Annotated in this window: 31 protein-coding genes and 1 tRNA gene; 26 read left to right on the top strand and 6 right to left on the bottom strand. The window is 64.5% G+C overall.

Annotated features, from left to right (window positions below):
* Positions 1-15: 15 nt before the first annotated feature.
* The 4 genes from ACGLHS_RS20425 to ubiA all read left to right on the top strand — a co-directional run bounded on the left by ACGLHS_RS20425 (position 16) and on the right by ubiA (position 4,438).
* Complete coding sequence (locus ACGLHS_RS20425) at positions 16-1,749, top strand: acetyl/propionyl/methylcrotonyl-CoA carboxylase subunit alpha (RefSeq protein WP_394482692.1); 1,734 nt, start codon at positions 16-18, stop codon at positions 1,747-1,749.
* A gap of 72 nt (positions 1,750-1,821) precedes the next feature.
* On the top strand, positions 1,822-2,787 hold the full coding sequence (locus tag ACGLHS_RS20420) for a LysR substrate-binding domain-containing protein (RefSeq protein ID WP_021012935.1): 966 nt from the start codon (positions 1,822-1,824) through the stop codon (positions 2,785-2,787).
* Positions 2,788-2,922: 135 nt separating this feature from the next.
* On the top strand, positions 2,923-3,498 hold the full coding sequence (locus ACGLHS_RS20415; protein WP_093242977.1) for a Dps family protein: 576 nt from the start codon (positions 2,923-2,925) through the stop codon (positions 3,496-3,498).
* 79 nt (positions 3,499-3,577) lie between these two features.
* Positions 3,578-4,438, top strand: coding sequence for a 4-hydroxybenzoate octaprenyltransferase (ubiA, locus tag ACGLHS_RS20410; RefSeq protein ID WP_394483522.1), 861 nt, complete (start codon positions 3,578-3,580; stop codon positions 4,436-4,438).
* 3 nt (positions 4,439-4,441) lie between these two features.
* Here the strand turns inward: ubiA and ACGLHS_RS20405 are convergent, their stop codons facing one another.
* Entirely contained in the window at positions 4,442-5,062 is a 621-nt protein-coding gene (locus ACGLHS_RS20405; RefSeq protein ID WP_394482689.1) for a TetR/AcrR family transcriptional regulator, read from the bottom strand.
* A gap of 148 nt (positions 5,063-5,210) precedes the next feature.
* Here ACGLHS_RS20405 and ACGLHS_RS20400 point away from each other — a divergent pair, with 148 nt between their 5' ends.
* Genes ACGLHS_RS20400 through ACGLHS_RS20390 form a run of 3 tightly spaced genes read left to right on the top strand, consistent with a single transcriptional unit; the run spans position 5,211 to position 8,684 of the window.
* A complete protein-coding gene (locus tag ACGLHS_RS20400; RefSeq protein ID WP_394482686.1) occupies positions 5,211-5,741 on the top strand; it encodes a MaoC/PaaZ C-terminal domain-containing protein in 531 nt (176 codons plus the stop codon).
* Complete coding sequence (locus ACGLHS_RS20395) at positions 5,728-7,332, top strand: class I adenylate-forming enzyme family protein (protein WP_394482684.1); 1,605 nt, start codon at positions 5,728-5,730, stop codon at positions 7,330-7,332. Before ACGLHS_RS20400 ends, ACGLHS_RS20395 begins: the two co-directional genes overlap by 14 nt.
* Complete coding sequence (locus tag ACGLHS_RS20390) at positions 7,329-8,684, top strand: MFS transporter (protein ID WP_394482682.1); 1,356 nt, start codon at positions 7,329-7,331, stop codon at positions 8,682-8,684. Before ACGLHS_RS20395 ends, ACGLHS_RS20390 begins: the two co-directional genes overlap by 4 nt.
* Positions 8,685-8,707: 23 nt before the next feature.
* Here the strand turns inward: ACGLHS_RS20390 and proC are convergent, their stop codons facing one another.
* On the bottom strand, positions 8,708-9,565 hold the full coding sequence (proC, locus tag ACGLHS_RS20385; RefSeq protein ID WP_093242989.1) for a pyrroline-5-carboxylate reductase: 858 nt from the start codon (positions 9,563-9,565) through the stop codon (positions 8,708-8,710).
* Positions 9,562-10,707, bottom strand: a complete 1,146-nt coding sequence (locus ACGLHS_RS20380) for an esterase-like activity of phytase family protein (RefSeq protein WP_394482680.1) — start codon at positions 10,705-10,707, stop codon at positions 9,562-9,564. The genes proC and ACGLHS_RS20380 overlap by 4 nt, the downstream gene beginning before the upstream one ends.
* 239 nt (positions 10,708-10,946) lie before the next feature.
* Here ACGLHS_RS20380 and rplN point away from each other — a divergent pair, with 239 nt between their 5' ends.
* From rplN to ACGLHS_RS20290, 18 genes are all read left to right on the top strand, one after another.
* Positions 10,947-11,315, top strand: coding sequence for a 50S ribosomal protein L14 (rplN, locus tag ACGLHS_RS20375; protein WP_009124801.1), 369 nt, complete (start codon positions 10,947-10,949; stop codon positions 11,313-11,315).
* Positions 11,316-11,328: 13 nt separating this feature from the next.
* On the top strand, positions 11,329-11,661 hold the full coding sequence (rplX, locus tag ACGLHS_RS20370) for a 50S ribosomal protein L24 (RefSeq protein WP_093242993.1): 333 nt from the start codon (positions 11,329-11,331) through the stop codon (positions 11,659-11,661).
* A gap of 11 nt (positions 11,662-11,672) precedes the next feature.
* Positions 11,673-12,212 (top strand): 50S ribosomal protein L5, encoded by a 540-nt coding sequence (gene rplE / locus ACGLHS_RS20365; RefSeq protein WP_093196100.1) that lies wholly within the window; start codon positions 11,673-11,675, stop codon positions 12,210-12,212.
* An 8-nt stretch (positions 12,213-12,220) separates the two neighbouring features.
* On the top strand, positions 12,221-12,526 hold the full coding sequence (rpsN, locus tag ACGLHS_RS20360; RefSeq protein WP_042577476.1) for a 30S ribosomal protein S14: 306 nt from the start codon (positions 12,221-12,223) through the stop codon (positions 12,524-12,526).
* Positions 12,527-12,546: 20 nt separating this feature from the next.
* Positions 12,547-12,942: a 30S ribosomal protein S8 gene (gene rpsH / locus ACGLHS_RS20355; protein ID WP_093242995.1), complete on the top strand. Its 396-nt coding sequence runs from the start codon at positions 12,547-12,549 to the stop codon at positions 12,940-12,942.
* Between the two features lie 24 nt (positions 12,943-12,966).
* Positions 12,967-13,500, top strand: coding sequence for a 50S ribosomal protein L6 (gene rplF, locus ACGLHS_RS20350; protein WP_093242997.1), 534 nt, complete (start codon positions 12,967-12,969; stop codon positions 13,498-13,500).
* 14 nt (positions 13,501-13,514) lie between these two features.
* Positions 13,515-13,880 carry a 50S ribosomal protein L18 gene (gene rplR / locus ACGLHS_RS20345; protein ID WP_093243465.1) on the top strand — a complete coding sequence of 122 codons (366 nt, stop codon included), beginning with the start codon at positions 13,515-13,517 and terminating at the stop codon, positions 13,878-13,880.
* Between the two features lie 18 nt (positions 13,881-13,898).
* Positions 13,899-14,417, top strand: a complete 519-nt coding sequence (gene rpsE / locus ACGLHS_RS20340; protein WP_093242999.1) for a 30S ribosomal protein S5 — start codon at positions 13,899-13,901, stop codon at positions 14,415-14,417.
* Between the two features lie 26 nt (positions 14,418-14,443).
* Complete coding sequence (gene rpmD / locus ACGLHS_RS20335; RefSeq protein WP_009124818.1) at positions 14,444-14,629, top strand: 50S ribosomal protein L30; 186 nt, start codon at positions 14,444-14,446, stop codon at positions 14,627-14,629.
* An 11-nt stretch (positions 14,630-14,640) separates the two neighbouring features.
* Positions 14,641-15,072, top strand: a complete 432-nt coding sequence (rplO, locus tag ACGLHS_RS20330) for a 50S ribosomal protein L15 (protein ID WP_394482672.1) — start codon at positions 14,641-14,643, stop codon at positions 15,070-15,072.
* A 27-nt stretch (positions 15,073-15,099) separates the two neighbouring features.
* Complete coding sequence (gene secY, locus ACGLHS_RS20325) at positions 15,100-16,413, top strand: preprotein translocase subunit SecY (protein ID WP_093243003.1); 1,314 nt, start codon at positions 15,100-15,102, stop codon at positions 16,411-16,413.
* Between the two features lie 77 nt (positions 16,414-16,490).
* The gene (rpmJ, locus tag ACGLHS_RS20320) at positions 16,491-16,604 is read left to right on the top strand and encodes a 50S ribosomal protein L36 (protein WP_013544106.1); all 114 of its coding nucleotides are present in this window, start codon (positions 16,491-16,493) and stop codon (positions 16,602-16,604) included.
* Positions 16,605-16,627: 23 nt separating this feature from the next.
* Positions 16,628-16,993 (top strand): 30S ribosomal protein S13, encoded by a 366-nt coding sequence (gene rpsM, locus ACGLHS_RS20315; protein WP_093243005.1) that lies wholly within the window; start codon positions 16,628-16,630, stop codon positions 16,991-16,993.
* A 12-nt stretch (positions 16,994-17,005) separates the two neighbouring features.
* Positions 17,006-17,410 (top strand): 30S ribosomal protein S11, encoded by a 405-nt coding sequence (gene rpsK, locus ACGLHS_RS20310; RefSeq protein WP_009124825.1) that lies wholly within the window; start codon positions 17,006-17,008, stop codon positions 17,408-17,410.
* Between the two features lie 128 nt (positions 17,411-17,538).
* A complete protein-coding gene (gene rpsD / locus ACGLHS_RS20305; RefSeq protein ID WP_394482666.1) occupies positions 17,539-18,162 on the top strand; it encodes a 30S ribosomal protein S4 in 624 nt (207 codons plus the stop codon).
* 142 nt (positions 18,163-18,304) lie between these two features.
* Positions 18,305-19,294, top strand: a complete 990-nt coding sequence (locus tag ACGLHS_RS20300; RefSeq protein ID WP_093059385.1) for a DNA-directed RNA polymerase subunit alpha — start codon at positions 18,305-18,307, stop codon at positions 19,292-19,294.
* 93 nt (positions 19,295-19,387) lie between these two features.
* Positions 19,388-19,786 carry a 50S ribosomal protein L17 gene (gene rplQ / locus ACGLHS_RS20295; RefSeq protein WP_093243007.1) on the top strand — a complete coding sequence of 133 codons (399 nt, stop codon included), beginning with the start codon at positions 19,388-19,390 and terminating at the stop codon, positions 19,784-19,786.
* An 18-nt stretch (positions 19,787-19,804) separates the two neighbouring features.
* Positions 19,805-19,881, top strand: a tRNA-Met gene (locus tag ACGLHS_RS20290).
* Positions 19,882-19,982: 101 nt separating this feature from the next.
* On the opposite strand, the gene ACGLHS_RS20285 is transcribed toward ACGLHS_RS20290, so the two are convergent.
* Entirely contained in the window at positions 19,983-20,633 is a 651-nt protein-coding gene (locus ACGLHS_RS20285; RefSeq protein WP_394482662.1) for an HD domain-containing protein, read from the bottom strand.
* Between the two features lie 111 nt (positions 20,634-20,744).
* On the opposite strand from ACGLHS_RS20285, the gene ACGLHS_RS20280 reads away from it, so the two are divergent.
* A complete protein-coding gene (locus ACGLHS_RS20280) occupies positions 20,745-21,722 on the top strand; it encodes a GlxA family transcriptional regulator (protein WP_394482660.1) in 978 nt (325 codons plus the stop codon).
* A 36-nt stretch (positions 21,723-21,758) separates the two neighbouring features.
* Here ACGLHS_RS20280 and ACGLHS_RS20275 read toward each other — a convergent pair whose 3' ends face one another.
* Positions 21,759-22,157, bottom strand: a complete 399-nt coding sequence (locus tag ACGLHS_RS20275) for a RidA family protein (protein WP_093243013.1) — start codon at positions 22,155-22,157, stop codon at positions 21,759-21,761.
* Entirely contained in the window at positions 22,154-23,776 is a 1,623-nt protein-coding gene (locus tag ACGLHS_RS20270) for an AMP-binding protein (RefSeq protein ID WP_394482657.1), read from the bottom strand. Before ACGLHS_RS20270 ends, ACGLHS_RS20275 begins: the two co-directional genes overlap by 4 nt.

Raw genomic sequence — 23,776 nt, 5'->3', positions numbered from 1 at the left:
ATCGAGAGTCTTCCGATGAAAAAAGTCCTGATCGCCAACCGTGGCGAAATCGCCGTGCGCATCGCACGCGCCTGTGCCGACTACGGCGTGCCATCGGTCGCCGTCTACGCCGACGCCGATCTGGATGCGCTGCACGCGCGCATGGCCGACGAGGCCTACGGCCTGGACGGCAACCGCCCCGCCGACACCTACCTGAACATCGGCAAGCTGCTCGCGGTCGCCAAGCGCAGCGGCGCCGACGCGGTGCACCCCGGCTACGGCTTCCTCTCCGAAAGCGCGGCCTTCGCGCAGGCGGTCATCGACGCCGGCCTGGTCTGGATCGGCCCGTCGCCGTCCGCCATCGCCCGCCTGGGCGACAAGGTGCAGGCGCGCAAGCTCGCGATGCAGGTCGGCGCGCCGCTGGTGGCCGGTACCGCCGATCCGGTGAAGGACGCGAGCGAAGTGCTGGCCTTCGCAGAGAAGCACGGCCTGCCGGTGGCCATCAAGGCCGCGTTCGGCGGTGGCGGCCGCGGCATCAAGGTCGCGTGGCGCATGGACGAAGTCGCGGGGCTGTACGAATCGGCGGTGCGCGAGGCCGTGACCGCCTTCGGTCGCGGCGAGTGCTATGTCGAGCAGTTTCTCGACCGGCCGCGCCATGTCGAAGCGCAGGTCATCGCCGACACGCACGGCAACGTGGTGGTGCTCGGCACGCGCGACTGTTCGCTGCAGCGGCGCAACCAGAAGCTGGTGGAAGAGGCGCCCGCGCCCTTCCTCAGCGATGCGCAGCGCGAGCGCATCCACCAGTCGGCGCGCGACATCTGCGCCGAGGCCGGCTACACCGGTGCGGGCACGGTCGAGTTCATGCTCAGCGCGAGCGGTGCGATCTCGTTCCTCGAAGTCAACACGCGGCTGCAGGTCGAGCATCCGGTGACCGAGGAAACCACCGGCATCGACCTCGTGATCGAGCAGCTGCGCATTGCCGACGGCCTGCCGTTGTCGATCACGCGGACGCCGGCGCCGCGCGGCCATTCCTTCGAGTTCCGCATCAACGCCGAAGACGTGGGCCGTGGCTTTCTGCCTTCGCCGGGGCCGGTCAAGGTGTTCGACGCGCCCTCGGGTCCTGGCATTCGCGTCGATACGGGCGTGGTGGCCGGCTCGACCGTGCCGGGCACTTTCGATTCGCTGATGGCCAAGCTGATCGTCACCGGTGCCACGCGTACGCAGGCGATTGCGCGGGCGCGCCGCGCGCTCAAGGAATTCCGCATCGAGGGCCTGGCGACGGTGCTGCCGTTTCACCGAGCGGCCATGGCGCACCCGGACTTCGTGTCGGAAGACGCCTTCAGGGTGCACACGCGCTGGATCGAAACCGATTTCGCGAACACCGAGATCGCAGCCGAGCGGCCCGAGCCCATGTCGGACACCACGCTGCACCGCACGGCCATCGAGGTGGGCGGGCGCCGCATGTCGCTGGGCCTGCCGCCTGAGCTGCTGCGTGGGTTGTCGTCGGCCGCTGTTGGCGCTGCGGGTGCCGTGCCTCTGGCTGCGGCGCCGGTGGCAGATGCGGCCGCCGTGCCCGCGCCGGTCTCGGGCACCCTGCAAGGCTGGAAGGTCGCCGATGGCGACGAGGTCGCGCAAGGCACCGTCATCGCCGTGATGGAAGCGATGAAGATGGAGATGCAGGTCGTGGCGCACCGCGCGGGGCGCATCGCGATGTCGGCCGCGGCGGGGGCTTACGTGGCGGCGGGTGTGGCGATCGCGACCATCGGCTGAAGGCGCCCGGGCAGGCGGCTTAAACCCCGCTCGTGCCGGGTCACACATGCTTGCGCATAATTGACGCAAGCTATGACTCTCACCGAACTCAAATACATCGTCGCAGTAGCCCGCGAACGGCACTTCGGCAAGGCGGCCGAGGCCTGCTACGTCTCCCAACCGACTCTCTCGGTGGCCATCAAGAAACTCGAGGACGAGCTCGAGGTCAAGCTCTTCGAGCGCAGCGCCGGCGAAGTGACCGTCACGCCGCTCGGCGAGCAGATCGTGCAGCAGGCGCAAAGCGTGCTCGACCAGGCCGCCAGCATCAAGGAAATCGCCAAGCGCGGCAAAGACCCGCTGGCCGGCCCGCTGAACCTGGGCGTGATCTACACCATCGGGCCGTACCTGCTGCCCGACCTGGTACGCCAGGTGATCGCACGTACACCGCAGATGCCGCTGGTGCTGCAGGAGAACTTCACCGCCAAGCTGCTCGAGATGCTGCGCGCCGGCGAGATCGACTGCGCCATCATGGCCGAGCCTTTTCCCGATACGGGCCTTGCGATGGCACCGCTGTACGACGAGCCCTTCATGGCGGCGCTGCCGACCAAACACAAGTTCGCCGACCGCGAATCGATCACCTCCGAAGAGCTGCAGAACGAAACGATGCTGCTGCTGGGCACGGGCCACTGCTTTCGCGACCATGTGCTCGAGGTGTGCCCCGAGTTCGCGCGCTTCTCCAGCAACGCCGAAGGCATCCGCAAGAGCTTCGAGGGCTCGTCGCTCGAAACCATCAAGCACATGGTGGCCTCGGGCATGGGCGTGACGCTGGTGCCGCGCCTGTCGGTGCCGGCCGAGGCGCTCAAGCCCAAGGTCAAGGGCCGCAAGGAGCCCGAGCAGATGGTGCGCTACCTGCCGGTGCGCGACGCGCACGATCGCGATCCGCCCACGCGCCGCGTGGTGCTCGCATGGCGCCGCACCTTCACGCGCTATGAAGCCATCGCCGCGCTGCGCAACGCGATCTATGCGTGCGAGCTGCCGGGCGTCAAGCGTCTCTCATAGAGATTCGAGGAATTGGCCTACGCGGCGGCTGTTTTGAATCGCTCATCGCTGGGATAGAGTGAGGCTGTTGCGAAGCCGCAGCGCGGCTTCGAGAATCACTCGTTCACATCCCAACTTGAAGAAAGAGTTCTCGCCATGGCCAAAGCCTCGAAGAAATCGTCGCCCGCTTCCTCCGCCGGCAAGGTGCCCAAGAAGGGCCGCGCCGTGGTCGCGCAGGAGTCGGGCAGCCGCAACGCGCCGATCATCAACATCGGCATCGAACGCCAGGACCGCGCGGCCATTGCCGAAGGCCTGAGCCGCGTGCTGGCCGACACGTACACGCTGTACCTCACGACGCACAACTTCCACTGGAACGTGACGGGCCCGCACTTCAACTCGCTGCACGCGATGTTCATGGGCCAGTACACCGAGCTGTGGAACTCCACCGACGTGCTCGCGGAACGCATCCGCGCCCTTGGCCACTACGCGCCCGGCTCGTATGCCGAGTTCAGCAAGATCGCCACCGTGCCCGACGTGCCGCAGACCCCGCCCAAGGCCATGGATATGGTGCGCATCCTGGTGAAGGGCCACGAGACCGTGTCGCGCATCGCACGCGAATTCATTCCCGTGGCCGAAGAAGCCGGCGACGACCCGACGGCCGACATGTTGACCGCGCGCTGCACCGTGCACGACCAGACCGCCTGGATGCTGCGTTCGCTGCTGGAAGACTGAGCGCACCCCGGCGTCTTCGCGAAACCCCAAGAGCGGCACAATGGCCGCTCTTTTTTTTCCCGCCCGTTCGGCCACCCGCATGCTTGCCCGTCGTTTTGCGCTCTACCTCGACCTGATCCGCTGGAACCGTCCCGCCGGCTGGCTGCTGCTGTTGTGGCCCACGCTGGGTGCGCTCTGGTTTGCCGCCGACGGCTGGCCGGGCTGGCACCTGATCGTGGTGTTCACGCTCGGCACCTTCCTCATGCGCAGCGCGGGCTGCTGCGTGAACGACGTGGCCGACCGCGATTTCGACCGCCACGTGAAGCGCACCGCCCAGCGCCCCGTGACCAGCGGCGCGATGTCGGTCAAGGAAGCGCTGGGCCTCGGCGTGGTGCTGGCGCTGGTGTCTTTCGGGCTCGTGCTCACCACCAACCGCACGACGGTGCTGTGGTCGTTCGCGGCGCTGGCGATCACGCTGATCTATCCCTTCGCCAAGCGCTTCGTGTCGATCCCGCAGGCGGTGCTGGGCATCGCCTTCAGCTTCGGCATTCCGATGGCGTTCGCGGCCGTGCAGTCGACGGTGCCGTGGTTTGCCTGGCTGCTGCTCGCGGGCAACCTGTTCTGGGTGCTGGCCTACGACACCGAATACGCGATGGTCGACCGCGACGACGACCTCAAGATCGGCATGAAGACTTCGGCCATCACCTTCGGCCGCTTCGATGTGGCGGCGGTGATGCTGAGCTATGCGATCTTCCTGGCGGTCTGGATCTGGGCCGGCAGCAGCCGTTCTCTAGGCGCTCTGTTCTACGCAGGCATCGCTGCGGCCGTGGCGCAGGCGTTCTGGCATTGGCGCCTGATCCGCGAGCGCACGCGCGAGGGTTGCTTCAAGGCCTTCCGCGAGAACCACTGGCTGGGCTTCGCGGTGTTCGTCGGCATCGTGGCCGGCTACGCGATTCGCTAACCGCTAGCTGCGCGGCTGCGCCTGCAGTCGCTCGAGTTCGTCGAGCACGAGCTGGCGCTGCAGCTTGATCGGCATGGCGCGCGGCCGCAGCGCGTAGGTGGCGCCGATGCCTTCCACCAGCGCGATCAGCCGGGACATGGCGAAGGCAAGGTCGGTTTTCGCGGGGATCTGCCCGTCTGCCTGCAGCTGCACCAGCTCTCGCATCATGTCGTCTTCATACACGCGGTAGTGGCGCTGCTGCATCTTCGCGATGACGGGTGAACGCAGCGCTTCGCTCTGAAGCACGATCGAGAGCTTCCAGCCGAAGGCGGTGTGGGGCTTGAGCGGCAGGCAGGACAGCAGCATGCGTTCGAGCCGCCGCCCGGTCGGCGCATGCTCGATGGCAGCACGGTAGTCGTCGAACAGGCCGCGGTACAGGCGTTCGATCATCTCTTCCAGGATCGCTTCCTTCGTGGGGAAGTGATGCATCACGATGCCGGTGGTGAACCCGATCTCGCCGGCGATCGAACGGATCGTGACCGCGGCCAGCCCGCCTGTGGCGGCCATGCGCCAGGCGGCGTGGACGATGGCTTCGCGCCTGTCGGCCTGTGGCTTCGGTGCCTGTGCTTCTGTTGTCTTTCCCAAGGTAACGCTCTCCGGTGTGCGACGACTCTACAGGAGGATGGCGGTCTGTCGAATCCCTATTGCGCATCCACATAACGCTTGTTATATTTTATCGAAAACATAACAAGTGTTATGTGAATGCCGAAAAACCGAAGGAGACGAAGACCCCATGCAGACCGCTGAAACCTCACCATCGACCGCCGCCGCGCTGGCCCGAATGCAACAGAAGATCGGCCAGGAGGGCGTGTCCGAGTGGCACCGCATCACCCAGGACATGGTCGACCGCTACGCGGATCTGTCGGGCGACGGCACCGGCGAATGGATTCATCTCGACCCGCAGCGCGCGGCCCGCGAGGCCTCTTACGGCGGCACCATCGTGCAGGGCTTCTTCCAGGTGTCGCACCTCATCAAGCTGAGTGGCGAGGCGATGCGCACGCTGGTGTCCTTCGACATGAACCATGCACTGAACTACGGCTTCGACCGGCTGCGCTTCGTGCGGCCGATGCCGGTCGGCGCGCGCTTCCGGGCGCGCGTGCGCATCTCGGAGGTCACGCCTAGGCCCAACGACAGCTTCCTGCTGAAGGAAGAGGTGCTGCTCGAGCTGGAAGACGGCACCGTCACGCTGGCGGCCGACTGGTTGTTCTTTCTCGGGCCGCGTGCGCTGACCGAGAGCGGGGAGCCGGACCATGCCGCTGCCTGAACTGCCCCGCGCCGACGCCTGGCTGGCGCACCACGCACGTACCCGCGGCGACACCGACGCATGGGTCGACGGCGATCAACACATCTCGTTCGCCCAGGCGCAAGCGTGGGTCGATGCGCTGGCGAGCGCGCTGCTGGCGCACGGGCTCGCACCGGGCCAGCGCGTGGCCGTCTACGCCAAGCCTTGCCCCGCGTTCATGGCGCTGTTTCTTGCGATCTCCAGCGTCGGTGGCATCTACGTGGGCCTGAACCCCAAGTACACCGAGGCCGAACTCGCGGTGATCATGGCCGACTGCAAGCCCACGCTGCTGTTCGGCCTGCTCGACGACGAACCGGCGCATGTGCGCAAGATCGAGGCGCTGGCCGAGCGCGCTGAGGGCAGTTGCTGGGTCGTGTCCAGCCGCAGGCTCGACGCCTTCGCAAGGACCGGAAAGGACGTGGCGCCCGAGCGCCTGCAGGCGGCGCGCGATGCCGTGCGCGGGCAAGACACGGCGCTGCTGGTCTACACCTCGGGCACGACCGGCACGCCGAAGGGCGCGCAGCTCACGCACCGCGGCATCGTGTTCATCGCGCCGGTTACCAACGACCCGGTGCACTTCGGTGTCGAGGGGCAGGGGCGCACGCTGTGCAACCTGCCGGTCAATCACGTCGGTTGCGTGGTGGACCTGTGCACCAACTGCGTGGTGACGGGAACGACCGTGGTGTTCCAGCCCGACTTTGACCCCGACGCGATGCTGCGGGCCATCGAGACGCATCGCCTGACCATGATCGGCGGCGTGCCCGCGATGTTCCTTGCCATCAGCCGTTCGCCGCGCTTTCGCAGCACCGACTATTCGAGCCTGCAGAAGATCATCCTGGCCGGCAACCAGCCGCCGCTGCCGCTGGTGCGGCTGCTGCAGGAGGTGACGGGCCGGCCCGTGATGAACGGCTACGGGCTGACCGAGGCGATGGGTTTCTCGACCTTCACCGACATGAACGACGACGCCGAGACCATCGCCGGCACCGTCGGCCGCTTCGATTCACGCATTGGATGGCGCCTGGCAGATGATGTGGGGCGCCCCTGTCCCAAGGGCACCGCCGGCGAGATCCAGCTGCATGGCGATTGGCTCTTCACGGGCTACTTCCAACGCCCCGATGCCACCGCCGAGGCCTTCGCGGAAGGCGGCTGGTTCCGCACCGGCGACATCGCCGTCGTGACGCCCGAAGGCCGCGTCAGGCTGGTGGGGCGCAGCAAGGAGATGTTCAAGTCGGGCGGCTACAACGTCTATCCGCTCGAGATCGAGCAGGCCCTGGAAGCGCTCGCGCCCGTCGCGATGGCCGTGGTGGTGCCGGTGCCGGACGATGACTACGTCGAGGTGGGCTACGCCTTCGTCGTCACGCAAAAGGGCGACGGCAGCCCGGCCGCGCTGAAGGCCATGCTGCGCGAGCGGCTGGCCAACTACAAACTGCCCAAGCACATCGAGATCGTCCGCGACCTGCCGATGCTGCCCATCGGCAAGGTCGACCGGCTGGCGCTCAAGGCGCGCGCCCGCACCGCCGTGGCAGGGCGCGAGCCGCTTGCCGTGTTCCCCGCCGAACCGAGGCCCGCATGACCATCACCACACCGATCGCGGCCACGCAGCCGCTGGCCTTGCGCGTGCGCGTGGCCTATGGGTTCGCCACGTTGGGCACCGGCAGCTTCCTGGTGGTGCCGCAGCTCTTTCTGCTGTTCTTCATGACCGACCACCTGGGCATCGCGGCCGCGTGGGCGTCGTTCACGCTGCTGCTGCCCAAGCTGTGGGAGTTTTTGACCGACCCGTACATCGGGCTGCGCTCGGACCGCGCCGAAACGCGCTGGGGCCGGCGCCACCCGTTCATGCTGCTGGGCGCGGTGCTGCTGTCGAGCGGCATCGCGCTGGTGTTCAACGTGCCGGCGCTCGACACGCCGCAGGCGCGCTGGGTCTACGTGACGCTCATGTTCGTGCTGGCGACGACGGGCTATGCGCTGTTCAGCGTGCCGTACACCGCGCTGCTTGGCGAGATCACCGGCGACCGGCACGAACGCACGCGCCTCGTCGCGCTGCGCATGGGCTTCCTGGGGCTGAGCCTGTTGATCGCCGCCGTGGGCTGGCCCGAGGTGCTGAAGGCGCTGGGCGGCACGGCGAAGGCCTATGGCGTGGTCGGGTGGGGCGTGGGCGCACTGTGCCTCATCGCCATGCTGGTCACCGTGCTCGGCACGCGCCGCATGCCGCTGCTGCAGGGCGCGACGGACGCCACGAGCCTGTCGGCGCAGCTGCGCACGGTGCTGGGCGAGCGGGCCTTCGTGATGCTGGCGCTGGCCTACGGGCTGCAGATGCTGGCGCAGAGCGCCAACTCGACCATGCTGGCGTATGTGGGCAAGTACCTGAGCCCGCTGGGCGGCAACTTCCTTGCGCTGTACTTCGGCGTGATGACGCTGGCGAGCGTGATCGCGATGGTGCTCTGGTCGATGGTCGCGCGGCGCCTGCCCAAGCGCACCTGCTTCGCGTTGGGAACCTGCATCGGCGTGGTCGGCTTTCTGCTGTCGGTGCTGGGCCTGTCGACGTCGATGGCCGTGCTGGTGATCGGCGCGGTGCTGGCGGGTGTCGGCTTTTCGGCGGGGCAGGTCTTCGGCTTTTCGCTGCTGCCGGATGTGATCGACGAGCATCGGCGGCACAGCGGCAAGAACCGCGACGGTGCCTTCACGGGCGTGTGGGTCGGCTGGGAAAAGATCGGGCTGGCGCTGGGCGCCATGCTGTCGGGGCTGGTGCTGGGCTGGAGCGGCTTCATTCCCTCGACCGGCGAGGCCGTGGCGCAGCCGGCTTCAGCGCTCGCCGCGATGATGTGGCTGTTCGGCATCGTGCCCGCGCTGCTGATGGCGGCGTCGCTGCTGCCGCTGTTTTCGCGCAGCCTGCGGGTGGTGGAGGCCGTCCCGGTCCCGGCCTGACGAATGTCGGCTTGCGCGTGCGCTCAGCCGCGGCCGAATTCCTCGCCCAGCTCGGCCGCGCGCTTCTGCGCTGCGCGGATCGCGGTCTTGAACTGCGCCTTGACGTCCGCGCCCTGCAGCGAGGTGATCGCCGCGTAGGTGGTGCCGCCCTTGGAGGTCACGCGCTCGCGCAGCACCGAGGGCGGCTCGGTCGCGCTGTGCGCGAGGGCCGAGGCGCCGGTGAAGGTGCCAATGGCCAGCCGCTGGGCCTGGTCGGGCGTCAGGCCCATCTCGACGCCGGCTTCGGTCATGGCCTCGATGAAATAGAACACGTAGGCCGGGCCCGAGCCCGACATCGCGGTCACTGCGTCGAGCGCGGGTTCGGCGTCGACCCAGATCAGCTCGCCGGTGGGCGCCAGCAGCTGCGCGACAAGCGCCCTGTCCGCACTCGCGACGGCCGGGCGCGCGAAAAGGCCGGTCATGCCCTTGCCCACCAGCGCGGGCGTGTTGGGCATGGCGCGCACCACGCGCTCGGTGCCGAGCCAGCGGGCGATGCTGTCTGACGGGATGCCCGCGGCCACGCTCAGGTGCAAGGCGTTCGCGGCAAATGCGCGCACGGACTTGGCCGCCTCGGCGAAGGTCTGGGGTTTCACCGCCCACACCACGACAGCGCAGCGCGACAGGCTGTCGCCGGCCTCGGCCTTCGCCACGATGCCGAAGGACTGCGCCAGCTTCGTGCGGGCTTCCTCGAAGGGCTCGACCACCTCGAACGCGTCCGCCGGGGCGCCTTGCTGGATCAGCCCGCCGATGATGGCGCTGGCCATGTTGCCGCCGCCGATGAAGGCGACGGGCGGCAGCGGCGCGGGGGCGGTGCGGGGGAGGAAGGTCACGGCGATGGTCATGGTCGGTCGGTGTATTCGAAGGCAGCGAACTGGGTGACTTGCAGGGGATTGAAATTGTCGTCGCTCACGACCACCAGCATGCGCTTGCCATTGGGCAGCGGCGGCCCCCAGCACATGCCCTCGGTGTTGTCGAGACGGGACAGGCCGAGCGCGGCGAAGTCGGCCACGAGGGTCTTGGCGGCCGGCCGGTGGTTGCCGGGCACCAATGCATCGACGGCCAGCACGTCGCTGGCCGCGCGGGTGTCTATCTCATAGAGACGCAGCGAATTGCCCGCGCCGGCCGCATAGGCGCGCTCCAGCACCAGCATGCGGTGGGCGTCGAGCATGAGGATCTCGCTCACGCCGTTGTCGGCGTAGGTGCCCGGAACCAGCGGGCGTAGCGGGATGGCGTCGGGTATGTAGGCGATCTGGCGGGTGGCTTTTCCGGTCTCCAGGTCGAGCTGGGTGAAGCGGCAGGGGCCGCCCCGGGCGCCGGTGGTGGGCACGGGGCCGTCCTGGATCAGGGCGTTTTCCATCCCCAGCCAGGCGAACCGGCCATCGGGGGTGAGGGCCAGGCCCTCGAAAGTCAGGTTGTCGCGCGGACCGCGGCGCTCCGTCGGGTCGGCGGCGAACATCGCGGGCAGGGCGAATTCGCGCAAGAAGCGGCCGTCGCGCGCTGATTCATACAGGGCGGGGCCGAAACCGCGGGCGATGTCGCCTTCGCTGGTCCACAACACAGTGTTGGTGCCGGGCCGCAATCGGAGGGCTTCGGGGTCGGGGACCGGAAGGCCATCGAGGGCCTGGCGCCGGTTGGGCCAGGGGCCGCCGCCCGGGCGTTGCAGCAACACCACGCCCGCAGGGGCGGGTGGAGCGGCCTCCGGCTGGGGCCAGCGAGCGACGTAGTAACGGATGGGCGCCAGAGCTGACCGGTCATCGCTGATGAGCAGGTACTCACCTCGCAACGGATCGTAGTCGACGCCCGAGAGGCCCCCGGCCGTGGTGCCCTCTATTGAAAGACGGTGCGGCCAGCGTGTTTCCGCGATGCGTCTCAGCCGGCCTGGGTCTGGCGTTGGGGTTGCACTCCCGCAACCGCCCAGGCCCAGCGCCAGCAGCCCCGTCGCGCCCGCCAGGAGGCGACGGCGGGCAAGCACAGGGGGCGACAAAGGGGAATTCGCAGGATTGCGCACGCCCCGGAGTCTAGTGCCAGCGCATGGTGGTGTAATGGGGTTGTTGACATCAGCACGACTGCGTGCAACAATCGCGGGCTTCGCTTCCAAAAGGCGAAGCTTTCAGCCCAAAGCGGAAGTGCCTCGAGTGGTTCGAGGTGCAGACGACGGGCCCAAGACTGACCGCGGTGCTTCCCTCCTGGAGGCACATCGGTACAAGTTGGGAATATCAAGAAATGATCCAAACTGAATCCCGGCTCGAAGTGGCCGACAACACGGGCGCGAAATCCGTCCTGTGTATCAAGGTGCTCGGTGGCTCCAAGCGGCGTTATGCCAGCGTGGGCGACGTCATCAAGGTCAGCATCAAGGAAGCCGCTCCACGTGGTCGCGTCAAGAAGGGCGAGATCTACAGTGCAGTGGTGGTCCGTACCGCCAAGGGCATCCGTCGCGCCGACGGTTCGCTCGTCAAATTCGACGGCAACGCTGCAGTGTTGCTCAACGCCAAGCTGGAGCCTATCGGCACCCGCATCTTCGGACCGGTGACGCGCGAGCTGCGCACCGAAAAGTTCATGAAGATCGTGTCGCTGGCCCCTGAAGTTCTGTAAGGACAACAACGCCATGAACAAGATTCGCAAAGGCGACCAGGTCATCGTGTTGGCCGGTCGTGACAAGGGCAAGCGCGGCACCGTGTCGCTCCGCAAGGACGACTCGCACGTCGTCATCGACGGCCTGAACCTCGTCAAGAAGCACACCAAGCCGAACCCCCTGAAGGGTACGACCGGTGGCATCGTCGAGAAGTCCATGCCCATTCACCAATCCAACGTGGCGATCTTCAATGCCGCGACCGGCAAGGCCGATCGCGTGGGCATCAAGATCACCCAGGGTGCCGACGGCAAGCGCGTGGCTGTTCGCGTCTTCAAGTCGAGCGGCGACGAAATCAAGTTCGCCTAAGAGGTACTCACATGGCACGTCTCCAACAACACTATCGCGAAAAGATCGCGAAAGACCTGACGGAAAAGTTCGGCTACACATCGCCGATGCAGGTTCCGCGCCTCACCAAGATCACCCTGAACATGGGCGTGGGTGAAGCAGTCGCCGACAAGAAGGTTCTCGACAACGCTGTCGCCGACCTGACCAAGATCGCTGGCCAGAAGCCCGTGGTCACCAAGTCGAAGAAGGCTATCGCCGGTTTCAAGATCCGCGAAAACCAGCCGATCGGCTGCATGGTCACGCTGCGTGGCGTGCACATGTACGAATTCCTGGACCGCTTCGTGACCATCGCGCTGCCGCGCGTTCGCGACTTCCGTGGTATCTCCGGTCGTGCATTCGATGGCCGTGGCAACTACAACATCGGCGTCAAGGAACAGATCATTTTCCCTGAGATCGAGTACGACAAGGTCGATGCCCTGCGCGGTCTCAATATCAGCATCACGACGACGGCCAAGACCGACGAAGAAGCCAAGGCGCTTCTCGCTGGTTTCCGTTTCCCGTTCAAGAACTGAGGTGATCTGTGGCTAAAGCATCTTTGATCCAGCGCGAACTCAAGCGCGACAAGCTGGTTGCCAAGTTCGCTGCGAAGCACGCGGAACTGAAGGCAATTTCCAACGACGTGAAGAAGAGCGACGAAGAGCGCGCTGCTGCCCGCCTGGGCCTGCAGAAGCTCCCGCGCAACGCGAACCCCACGCGTCAGCGCAACCGTTGCGAAATCACCGGTCGCCCCCGTGGCACCTTCCGTCAATTCGGTCTGGCTCGCGCCAAGATCCGCGAACTGGCTTTCAATGGCGACATCCCCGGTGTCACCAAGGCCAGCTGGTAAGCCAGGCAGGAGCAAACAACATGAGCATGAGTGATCCCATTGCCGACCTGCTGACGCGTATCCGTAACGCGCAGATGGTGGCGAAGCCCACCGTGTCGGTCCCGTCTTCCAAGGTGAAGATCGCGATCGCACAAGTCCTGAAGGACGAGGGCTACATCGACGGCTTCCAGGTCAAGACCGAAGCCGGCAAGAGCGAGCTTGAAATCTCGCTGAAGTACTACGCTGGCCGTCCGGTCATCGAGCGCATTGAGCGCGTGAGCCGCCCCGGCCTGCGTGTCTACAAGGCCAGCAGTTCCATTCCGCAAGTCCAGAACGGCCTCGGCGTTGCGATCGTCACGACCCCCAAGGGCGTGATGACCGACCGCAAGGCACGCGCTACCGGTGTCGGTGGCGAAGTTCTGTGCTACGTCGCCTAACCGAGACATCGAGGAGTTACTGAAATGTCCCGAGTAGGAAAAATGCCGATCACCATCCCCGCAGGCGTGGATGTGTCGATCAAGGAAGACCAGATCAGCGTCAAGGGCACGGGCGGCACGCTCAACCTGGCACGCAATGCGCTGGTCAAGGTCGTCAGCAATGACGGCAAGCTGAGCTTCGAGCCCGCCAACGAGTCGCGTGAAGCGAATGCGATGAGCGGTACCGTGCGCCAGCTGGTGAACAACATGGTGGTTGGCGTGACCAAGGGCTTCGAGAAGAAGCTCAACCTGGTCGGCGTCGGCTACAAGGCTGCAGCGTCCAGCAACAAGCTGAACCTGCAAGTCGGTTATTCGCACCCGGTCAACATCGACATGCCGCAAGGCATCACGGTGGCCACCGCGACCCCGACCGAAATCGTGATCAAGGGTGCTGACCGTCAGCGCGTTGGTCAAATCGCCGCTGAGATCCGCGCTGTTCGTCCGCCAGAGCCCTACAAGGGCAAGGGCATCCGCTATGCGGACGAGAAGATCGTGATCAAAGAGACCAAGAAGAAGTAAGGGGCAGCAAAATGATGTTGACCAAAAAAGCACAGCGTCTTCGCCGCTCGCGCCAGACCCGCATTCGCATCGCGACGCAGGGCGTGGCCCGTCTGACGGTGAACCGCACCAACCTGCACATCTATGCCACCGTCATCTCCGACGACGGTACCAAGGTGATCGCAACCGCATCGACGGCCGAAGCCGAAGTGCGCGCCTCGCTCGGCGGTTCGGGCAAGGGCGGCAATGCCGCTGCAGCCACCGCCATCGGCAAGCGCATCGCTGAAAAGGCGAAGGCTGCCGGCGTCGAGAAGGTCGCTTTCGATCGCGCAGGTTTCGCCTACCACGGCCGCGTCAAGGCGCTGGCCGAGGCAGCCCGCGAAGCCGGTCTGCAGTTCTAATCGGACACGAGATTCAAAATGGCAAAGATTCAAGCAAGAACGCAGAACGAAGGTCCTGAGGACGGTTTGCGCGAGAAGATGATCGCGATCAACCGCGTCACCAAGGTGGTGAAGGGTGGTCGTATCCTCGGTTTCGCAGCACTGACCGTGGTCGGCGACGGCGATGGCCGCGTTGGCATGGGCAAGGGCAAGTCGAAGGAAGTGCCTGCTGCCGTGCAGAAGGCGATGGAAGAAGCCCGTCGCAACCTGTTCAAGGCTCCGATCAAGAACGGCACGCTGCATCACCAGGTGCAAGGTCACCACGGCGCCTCGACGGTCGTGATGTACCCGGCTCCCAAGGGTACCGGCATCATCGCCGGCGGCCCGATGCGCGCCGTGTTCGAAGTCATGGGCATCACCGACATCGTGGCCAAGAGCCATGGTTCGTCGAACCCCTACAACATGGTTCGCGCCACGCTCGACGGGTTGAAGAACTCGACGACCGCGTCCGCAGTGGCTGCCAAGCGTGGCCTGACCGTCGAAGAAATCTTCGCCTGAGCGCAAGCAATCGGAAGAGCATTCAAATGACGACGCAACAACAAACCCTCAAGGTGCAATTGGTCAAGAGCCCGATTGGCACCAAGGAATCGCATCGCGCGACCGTGCGTGGCCTCGGCCTGCGCAAGCTCAACAGCGTGAGCGAGCTGCAAGACACCCCAGCGGTGCGCGGCATGATCAACAAGATCAGTTATCTGGTCAAAGTTCTGTAAGAGAGACTGATATGGAACTCAATGGCATCAAGCCGGCAGCCGGCGCCAAGCACGCAAAGCGTCGCGTTGGCCGCGGTATCGGCTCTGGCATCGGCAAGACCGCAGGTCGCGGTCACAAGGGTCAGAAGTCGCGCGCTGGCGGTTTCCACAAGGTTGGTTTCGAAGGCGGCCAAATGCCGCTGCAACGTCGCCTGCCCAAGCGTGGTTTCAAGTCGCACCTGCTGAAGTTCAACGCCGAAGTCACGCTGACTGCCCTCGAGCAGCTCGGCTTGGCCGAAGTGGACGTCCTGGCGCTGAAGCAAGCCGGCCTCGTGGGTCAGCTCGCCAAGGTCGTCAAGATCGTCAAGACCGGTGAACTGACCAAGGCCGTCAAGCTGACGGGCGTGGGTGCAACCGCTGGTGCCAAGGCTGCGATCGAAGCAGCCGGCGGCAGCATCGCCTGATCACCAACGGACTGAAAGAAGTTCTTCGTGGCAACTAACGCGGCAACGATCGCAAAAACAGGCAAGTTCGGCGACCTTCGTCGTCGGCTCGTCTTTTTGCTGCTCGCGCTCGTGGTCTACCGGATTGGCGCGCACATTCCTGTGCCGGGTATCAACCCGGACCAGCTGGCAGCGTTGTTCCAGGGCCAGCAGGGCGGCATTCTGAGCCTGTTCAACATGTTCTCGGGCGGTGCGCTTTCGCGCTTCACCGTGTTCGCGTTGGGGATCATGCCGTACATCTCGGCGTCGATCATCATGCAGCTGATGACCTACGTGCTTCCGACCTTCGAGCAATTGAAGAAGGAAGGCGAGGCCGGTCGCCGCAAGATCACGCAGTACACGCGCTACGGCGCGCTGGGTCTGGCCCTGTTCCAGTCGTTCAGCATCGCAGTGGCCCTCGAATCGTCGGCTGGTCTGGTGATCTCCCCTGGCTTCGGCTTCCGCCTGACTGCCATGGTGAGCCTGACGGCAGGTTCGATGTTCCTGATGTGGCTCGGCGAGCAGATCACTGAACGCGGCCTTGGCAACGGTATCTCGATCCTGATCTTTGCAGGTATCGCAGCCGGCTTGCCCAACGCCATCGGTGGACTGCTGGAGCTGGTGCGTACTGGTGCCATGAACGTCATCGTCGCGCTCTTCATCGTCGCAGTGGTGGTGCTGGTTACCTACTTCGTGGTGTTCGTCGAACGCGGCCAACGCAAGATCCTCGTGAACTATGCGCGGCGCCAGGTTGGCAACAAGGTCTACGGCGGTCAGTCGTCGCACCTGCCCCTGAAGCTGAACATGGCTGGCGTGATCCCGCCGATCTTCGCTTCGTCGATCATCCTGCTGCCCGCAACGGTGGTTGGCTGGTTCAGCACCGGTGAAGGTGGCTTCCGCTGGATCAAGGACATTGCTGGCGCTCTGCGTCCGGGCGAGCCGATCTACGTGCTGCTGTATGCCGCTGCGATCGTTTTCTTCTGCTTCTTCTACACGGCACTCGTGTTCAACAGCAAGGAAACGGCCGACAACCTGAAAAAGAGTGGTGCGTTCATTCCTGGCATTCGCCCGGGTGACCAGACCGCTCGCTATATCGACAAGATTCTGGTTCGCCTGACGTTGGCTGGCGCGGTGTACATCACCTTCGTCTGCCTGCTGCCCGAGTTCCTGATCCTGAAGTACAACGTGCCGTTCTACTTCGGTGGTACCTCCCTGCTGATCATCGTGGTCGTCACGATGGACTTCATGGCCCAGGTGCAAAACTACATGATGTCCCAGCAGTACGAATCGCTGCTGAAGAAGGCCAACTTCAAGACATCGTAGGGCTGTGAGTTTCAGTATTGAGAATATTGGGTGAGTGGGCGGTGTACCGCCACGTTAAACAGTTTTAGGAGAATGAAATGAGAGTTTCGGCTTCGGTCAAAACCATCTGCCGTAATTGCAAGGTCATCCGCCGTAAAGGTGTGGTGCGTGTGATTTGCACCGACCCGCGCCACAAGCAGCGCCAGGGTTGATTGAAGAGTATTAGAGGACGCACATGGCACGTATTGCTGGCATCAACATCCCGCCGCACAAGCACGCTGAAATCGGCCTGACCGCCATTTTCGGTATCGGTCGCACCCGCGCCCGTCAAATCTGCGAAGCGAGCGGCATCGAATATTCGAAGAAGATCAAGGATCTGACTGACGGCGATCTCGAGAAGATCCGCGATCAGATCGCTCTGTTCACCATCGAAGGCGATCTGCGTCGCGAGACGACGATGAACATCAAGCGTTTGATGGACATCGGCTGCTATCGCGGCTTCCGTCACCGTCGCGGCCTGCCGATGCGCGGCCAGCGCACGCGCACCAACGCCCGCACCCGCAAGGGTCCGCGCAAGGCTGCGCAGTCCCTGAAGAAATAAGGATAGACCAGCATGGCTAAAGCACCTGCAAACAACGCCGCACAGCGCGTTCGCAAGAAGGTTCGCAAGAACGTTGCGGACGGTATCGCCCACGTGCATGCCTCGTTCAACAACACCATCATCACGATCACCGATCGCCAGGGCAACGCCCTGTCGTGGGCTTCGTCGGGTGGCCAGGGCTTCAAGGGCTCGCGCAAGTCGACCCCGTTCGCTGCGCAGGTGGCTTCCGAAGTGGCCGGCCGTGCTGCTGTCGAACAAGGTATCAAGAACCTCGACGTCGAGATCAAGGGCCCGGGCCCTGGTCGCGAATCGTCGGTGCGCGCACTGGCTGCGCTCGGCATCCGGATCAATTCCATTGCCGACGTGACGCCCGTTCCGCACAACGGCTGCCGTCCCCAGAAGCGTCGCCGCATCTGATCGTCAGTCCGCAAGGCGCAGCCAGCTTTCGAGCGGCTGCGCATTTGTTTTTTAACTAAGCCCACCGCCATCCGCGTCTCGCAGATGGCTCCCGCAGGCACCTGCGGCAGATACACAAAGGAAGAATCGTGGCACGTTACCTCGGCCCCAAGGCCAAACTGTCCCGCCGTGAAGGCACCGACCTGTTCCTGAAGAGCGCCCGTCGCTCCATTCAAGACAAGGCCAAGTTCGATTCCAAGCCCGGCCAGCACGGTCGCACTTCGGGTCAGCGCACGTCGGACTACGGTCTGCAACTGCGTGAAAAGCAGAAGGTCAAGCGCATGTACGGCGTGCTGGAAAAGCAATTCCGCCGCTACTTCGAAGAAGCTGACCGCCGCCGCGGCAACACTGGCGCCAACCTGCTGTTCATTCTCGAATCGCGCCTGGACAACGTCGTCTACCGCATGGGCTTCGGCTCGACCCGCGCTGAAGCACGTCAACTTGTGTCGCACAAGGCGATCACGGTGAACGGCCAGTCGGTCAACATCCCGTCGTACCTGGTCAAGACTGGTGACGTGATCGCCGTGCGCGACAAGTCGAAGAAGCAGAACCGCATCGCCGAAGCGCTGCAACTCGCCCAGCAAGTCGGTATTCCGGCCTGGGTCGATGTGAATGCCGACAAGGCCGAAGGCACCTTCAAGAAGGTCCCCGATCGCGACGAATTCGCAGCCGACATCAACGAATCGCTGATCGTCGAACTGTATTCGCGTTGATTTTTTCTACCCGCACCCGCCCTGTGGCGCGTGCGGGAGATTGTTATTGTTGTTCACGTTCCTGCTCCGTGCTTTGCCGCGGATCAGGTGCTTCACCAGCCTTACCGGTGTAACGAGCCGGGGGTATTGAGAGGAAGTCTGCATGCAAACCACCCTGCTGAAACCCAAGACCATCCAGGTCGAGCAACTTGCCCCCAACAAGGCCAAGGTCACGCTCGAGCCTTTCGAGCGCGGCTACGGCCACACGCTCGGCAACGCGCTGCGTCGCGTTCTGCTGTCGTCCATGGTGGGCTACTCGGCCACCGAAGTCACGATCGCTGGCGTTCTGCATGAGTACTCGTCGATCGACGGCGTGCAGGAAGATGTCGTCAATATCCTTCTGAATCTCAAGGGCGTGGTGTTCAAGCTCCACAACCGCGACGAAGTCACGCTGAGCCTGCGCAAGGACGGCGAAGGCCCGGTGCTGGCATCGGACATCCAGACGCCGCACGACGTCGAGATCATCAACCCCGATCACGTGATCGCGCACCTGTCGCAAGGCGGCAAGCTCGACATGCAGATCAAGGTTGAAAAGGGTCGTGGCTACGTGCCCGGCACGATGCGCCGCTACGCCGACGAGCCGACCAAGTCGATCGGCCGTATCGTTCTCGACGCTTCGTTCTCGCCCGTCAAGCGCGTGAGCTACACGGTCGAAAGCGCCCGTGTCGAACAGCGTACCGACCTGGACAAGCTGCTGGTCGAGATCGAAACCAACGGTGCGATCACCGCTGAAGATGCCGTGCGCGCTTCGGCTAAAATCCTGGTCGAACAGCTCGCCGTGTTCGCGCAGCTCGAAGGCGGCGAACTGGCTGCATTCGATGCCCCGGCACCGCGCAGCGCCCAGCAATTCGACCCGATCCTGCTGCGCCCTGTCGACGAGCTCGAACTCACCGTGCGTTCGGCCAACTGCCTGAAGGCCGAAAACATCTACTACATCGGTGATCTGATCCAGCGCACCGAAAACGAGCTGCTCAAGACCCCGAATCTGGGTCGCAAGTCGCTCAACGAAATCAAGGAGGTCCTCGCTTCGCGCGGCCTGACCTTGGGTATGAAGCTCGAAAGCTGGCCGCCGGCCGGTCTCGACAAGCGTTGATTTGAATTTTTGAAAGAGGCCCCCTGAAAAGGGCCAGTGCACCGGGCAGTACCTGACACGGCTGCCTGTTTTTATAAAGTAAAGGAAAGCACCATGCGTCACGGACACGGACTCCGCAAACTCAACCGCACCAGCTCGCACCGCCTTGCGATGCTGCAGAACATGATGAATTCGCTCATCGAGCATGAAGTCATCAAGACCACGGTCCCCAAGGCCAAGGAACTGCGTCGCGTCATCGAACCGATGATCACGCTCGCCAAGAAGCCCACGCTCGCCAACAAGCGTCTGGCCTTCGACCGCCTGCGCGACCGCGACAGCGTCGTCAAGCTCTTCGCCGATCTGGGCCCGCGTTTTGCGGCTCGCCCGGGCGGCTACACGCGTATCCTGAAAATGGGTTTCCGTGTGGGCGACAACGCGCCGATGGCTCTGGTCGAACTGGTCGACCGTCCTGAAATTAAAGAAGCAGATGCCGCCCAAGGCGCTGCAGAATAAGTTATAATTCCATCTTGCCGCGCGATGGAGCAGCCTGGTAGCTCGTTGGGCTCATAACCCAAAGGTCGCAAGTTCAAATCTTGCTCGCGCAACCAATTTAAAAGGCCCTTTGAATTTCAAAGGGCCTTTTTTCTTTGGCCGGTCAATTGAATGAATCAAGCCCTCGCAATGAGGGCTTTTTTATTTCTCGAATTTCTCAGCCGTGCCAGGCCGAGCAGCGAATCACGCTGCAGAAATTGCCTCGGTGAAAGTGCGGCTCCTTGTCCGCGATCACGTCGGCCTTCACGTTGCCGAAGGTGGTCTCGGGCTTGTGTTTGATGCCATCGTAGAAGGCCTGGATGATGTCCTCCTTGAAGTGCTCGCTGCGTGGATGCGCATGCACGACCTGCGTGCGCTCCGCTTCGCTGTATTCCGGATAGGTCAGGCCCAGCACGTCCATCTCGACGCCCGCCGTGACCAGTGCAACCACCGGATGCATGTGCTGCGGGATCCCCGGCGTCGTATGCAGCGCGATCGCGGTCCAGACCAGGTCGACTTCCTGCTGCGAAATGCCATGGCCACGCAGGAAATCGCACGCCACGTTCGCGCCATCGACCTCGAAGCGCTCGTGCGCGCTGCTGTGTTTCTGCAGGAGCCCCATGTCATGGAACATCGCGCCCGCGTAAAGCAGCTCCGGGTCGAAAACCAAGCCACGGTGCTTTCCGGCCAGCGCGCCGAAGTAATAGACCCGGCTCGAATGATGAAACAGCAGCGGCGGCGCCGTATCCCGAACCAGTTCCGTGATCTCGCGTGCGAGCTTGCTGTCGGGGACGGACACCCCTTCGATGGTCGTCGTCGTCAAAGCCATGTGGATTTCTCCTGAAAGTGTGGGAACAACTTTAGGAGTCGGCTAAAATGTCCTCAACAGACGTGAGGCGACGAATCAAGCCATTGCATTGCCGAAAGAGACACAAGCGCCGTGCGAACAACCACCAAGACCATCGCGATCCTCGCCATGCCCGGCGTCCAGTTGCTGGACGTGTCAGGCCCGCTCGACGTGTTCGCCGAAGCGAACGTGCAAGCGCGAATGAATGCCTACAGGCTGCTCGTCATCGCAAGCCAGCCAGGTGCCGTCCGCAGTTCTTCGGGCGCGCGCCTGATGCCCGATGCGGTCGTCGGTGAAGAGATCGAAGACCCGATCCACACCTTGCTCGTGGCGGGCTCTCCGCAGGCCGCGAACACCGTCTTCGACGCCAATGTCGGCACGTGGCTGCGCAAGCTCACGCCCAAGGTGCGCCGTTTCGGCTCGGTGTGCAGTGGTGCCTTCGTGCTCGCGCAGGCAGGGCTTTTGAGCGGCCGGCGCGTGACGACGCATTGGGCCGTGGCCGACCAACTGGCCCGCGACTTCCCGTCGGTCACGGTCGATGTCGATGCGATCCATGTGCGTGACGGCCGGCTGCGCACCGCCGCCGGCGTGACCGCAGGTCTCGACCTGTCGCTGTCGCTTGTCGAGGAAGACCTCGGCCGCGAGATCGCCATGAAGGTCGCGTCGCAACTGGTGATGTTCTTCAAGCGCCCCGGTGGACAGATGCAGTTCAGCCGCAAGGGCGAGGCTGCGCCGACAGGCCGGTCTGCGCTGCAGGAGGTGCAGCGCTGGATTGCCGCGAATCCGGCGATGGACCACAGCGTGGGGCAGCTCGCCAGCCGGATGGGCCTCAGCAGCCGCCATTTCGCGCGCTTGTTCAGCCAGGAGGTGGGCGTCACGCCCGCCGTGTGGGTGGAAGAAACACGTGTGGCCGTCGCGCGCCGCCTGCTGGAGGCGGGCGATGTGGTGCCCAAGCAGGTGGCATCGCAATGCGGATTCGCCGATGTCGACACCCTGCGCCGCGCATTCCAGCGCCAGGTCGGCATTACGCCGGCGGAGTACCGCAAGCGCTACGCGCACGCCATCGAGTAACGACAACGACGACGACGTGGCGCGGAGAAAGCGCGATCAGTCCGGAATGACCGCCGTCACTTCGATCTCGACCTTCGCGCGGTGCTCGACCAGCGCCGCCACCTGCACGCAGGTCATCGCCGGAAAGTTGCGGCCCATCGCATCGCGGTAGACCGGGCCCAGCTCGGCAAGACGGCGGCTGTACTCGTCGCGATCGGTCACGTACCAGGTCATGCGCACCATGTGCTCGGGGCCCGCGCCGCCCGCGCGCAGCACCTCGGCGATGTTGCGTAGCGCCTGGCCGCATTGGTCGATGAAGTCGTCCGACTCGAACTGCTGCTGTCCGTTCCAGCCGATCTGGCCGCCGACGAACAGCGTCGTGCCGCGCGCGGCGACGCCGTTTGCATAGCCCTTGGGAGGCAACCAGCCCTCGGGTTGAAGAAGTTTGTGGATCATGGTGTGGTGTTCAGTTGTCTCAGTTTGAATCGCTGGAGCTTGCCGGTCTCGGTGCGCGGCAAGGCCGCCACGAACTCGATCTCCCGCGGGTATTTGAAAGGCGCGATCGTCGCCTTCACGTGGTCCTGCAGCGCCTTCACCAGCGCGGCATTGCCTTCGTTGCCCGGCTTGAGCACGCAGAAGGCCTTCACGATCATGCCGCGCTCGGCATCGGGCTTGCCGATCACGCCGCACTCGGCCACGGCCGGGTGCTTGAGCAGCGCGTCTTCGACCTCGGGGCCGCCGACGTTGTAGCCGGCGGTGATGATCATGTCGTCGGCGCGCGCCTGGTAGAAGAAGTAGCCGTCGTCGTCCTGCACGAAAGAATCGCCAGGGTAGTTCCAGCCGTTCTTCACGTAGTCGGCCTGGCGCGGATCGTCCAGGTAGCGGCAACCGACCGGTCCTTGCAATGCCAGCTTGCCGACCGTGCCGTGCGGCACCTCATTGCCCTGGTCGTCCACCACTTTCGCGGTGAAGCCCGGCACCGCCTTGCCGACCGCGCCCTTGCGCACCTCGTTGCCGGCCGCGGAAATGTAGATGTGAAACACCTCGGTGCCACCGATGCCGTCGAGCATCTCGATGCCCGTGGCTTCTTTCCACAGCTGGCGCGTCGCGTCCGGCAGTGCCTCGCCCGCGCTCACGCTGATGCGCAGGCTCGGCATGCCGTGCTGGCGCACGAAGGGCGCCATCTGGCGATAGAAGGTCGGTGCGGTGTAGCAGATGGTCGCGCCGACCTCGTTGATGAGCTTCACCAGCCCTTCGGGTGTGAACGGCGCATCGGCAAAGTAGACCGAGGCGCCCGCCCACATCGGAAAGATCAGCAGGCCACCGAGCCCGAAGGTAAAGGCCAGTGGCGGCGAGCCCACCACGATGTCGTCGCTGCGCGCCTTCAGCACATGGCGCGGCCAGGTCTCGCACATCGCGAGCACATCGCGGTGGGTGGTGACAGGCGCCTTCGGCTTGCCGGTGGTGCCTGACGTGAAGGCGAGCAGCGCGATGTCGTCGGCTGCCGTCGGGCATGCGGTGAAAACGCCGCACTTGCCTGCCGCGCGTGCGGACAGCGAATCCGGTGCATCGGGCTTGTTGAAGGCAATCACCGTCGCGAGCACCGGGTGCGCCTGCTGCGCCGCCACGAGTTCGTCGAGCAGCCGCCCGTCGCACAGCGCGGCCACGGGGCGCGACTTCTCGATGATCTCGCCCAGTTCCTTGGCACGCAGCAGCGGCATCGTCGCCACCGCGATCAAGCCGGCCTTGACTGCCGCGAGCCATGCCAGCGCCATCGCGACCGAGTTGCCGCCGCGCAGCAGCACGCGGTTGCCAGGCACGAGGCCAAGGTCTTCCGTCAGCACCTGCGCGATGCGATTGACCTCGAGCGCAGCCTGCGCATACGTGAGCGTGCCTTGCGGCGATCGCAGCATCGGCTTGTCGCCGAAACCCTTCGCGGCCGCCTTGTCGAGCAGCTCCTCCACCAGGTTCAACTGGTCGGGCAGCTGAAGCTCTGGCAGGTCATAACGAAAGACCGGCAACTGCTGTGCAGGCGGCAGGCGGTCGTGAACGAAGCGGTCGACTTGGGCAGACAC

This window comes from Variovorax sp. VaC1, from assembly GCF_043658315.1.
Lineage (GTDB): Bacteria > Pseudomonadota > Gammaproteobacteria > Burkholderiales > Burkholderiaceae_C > Variovorax.
The sequence above is the reverse complement of the archived record's forward strand: the minus strand, read 5'-3'. Positions and strand labels throughout refer to the sequence as shown.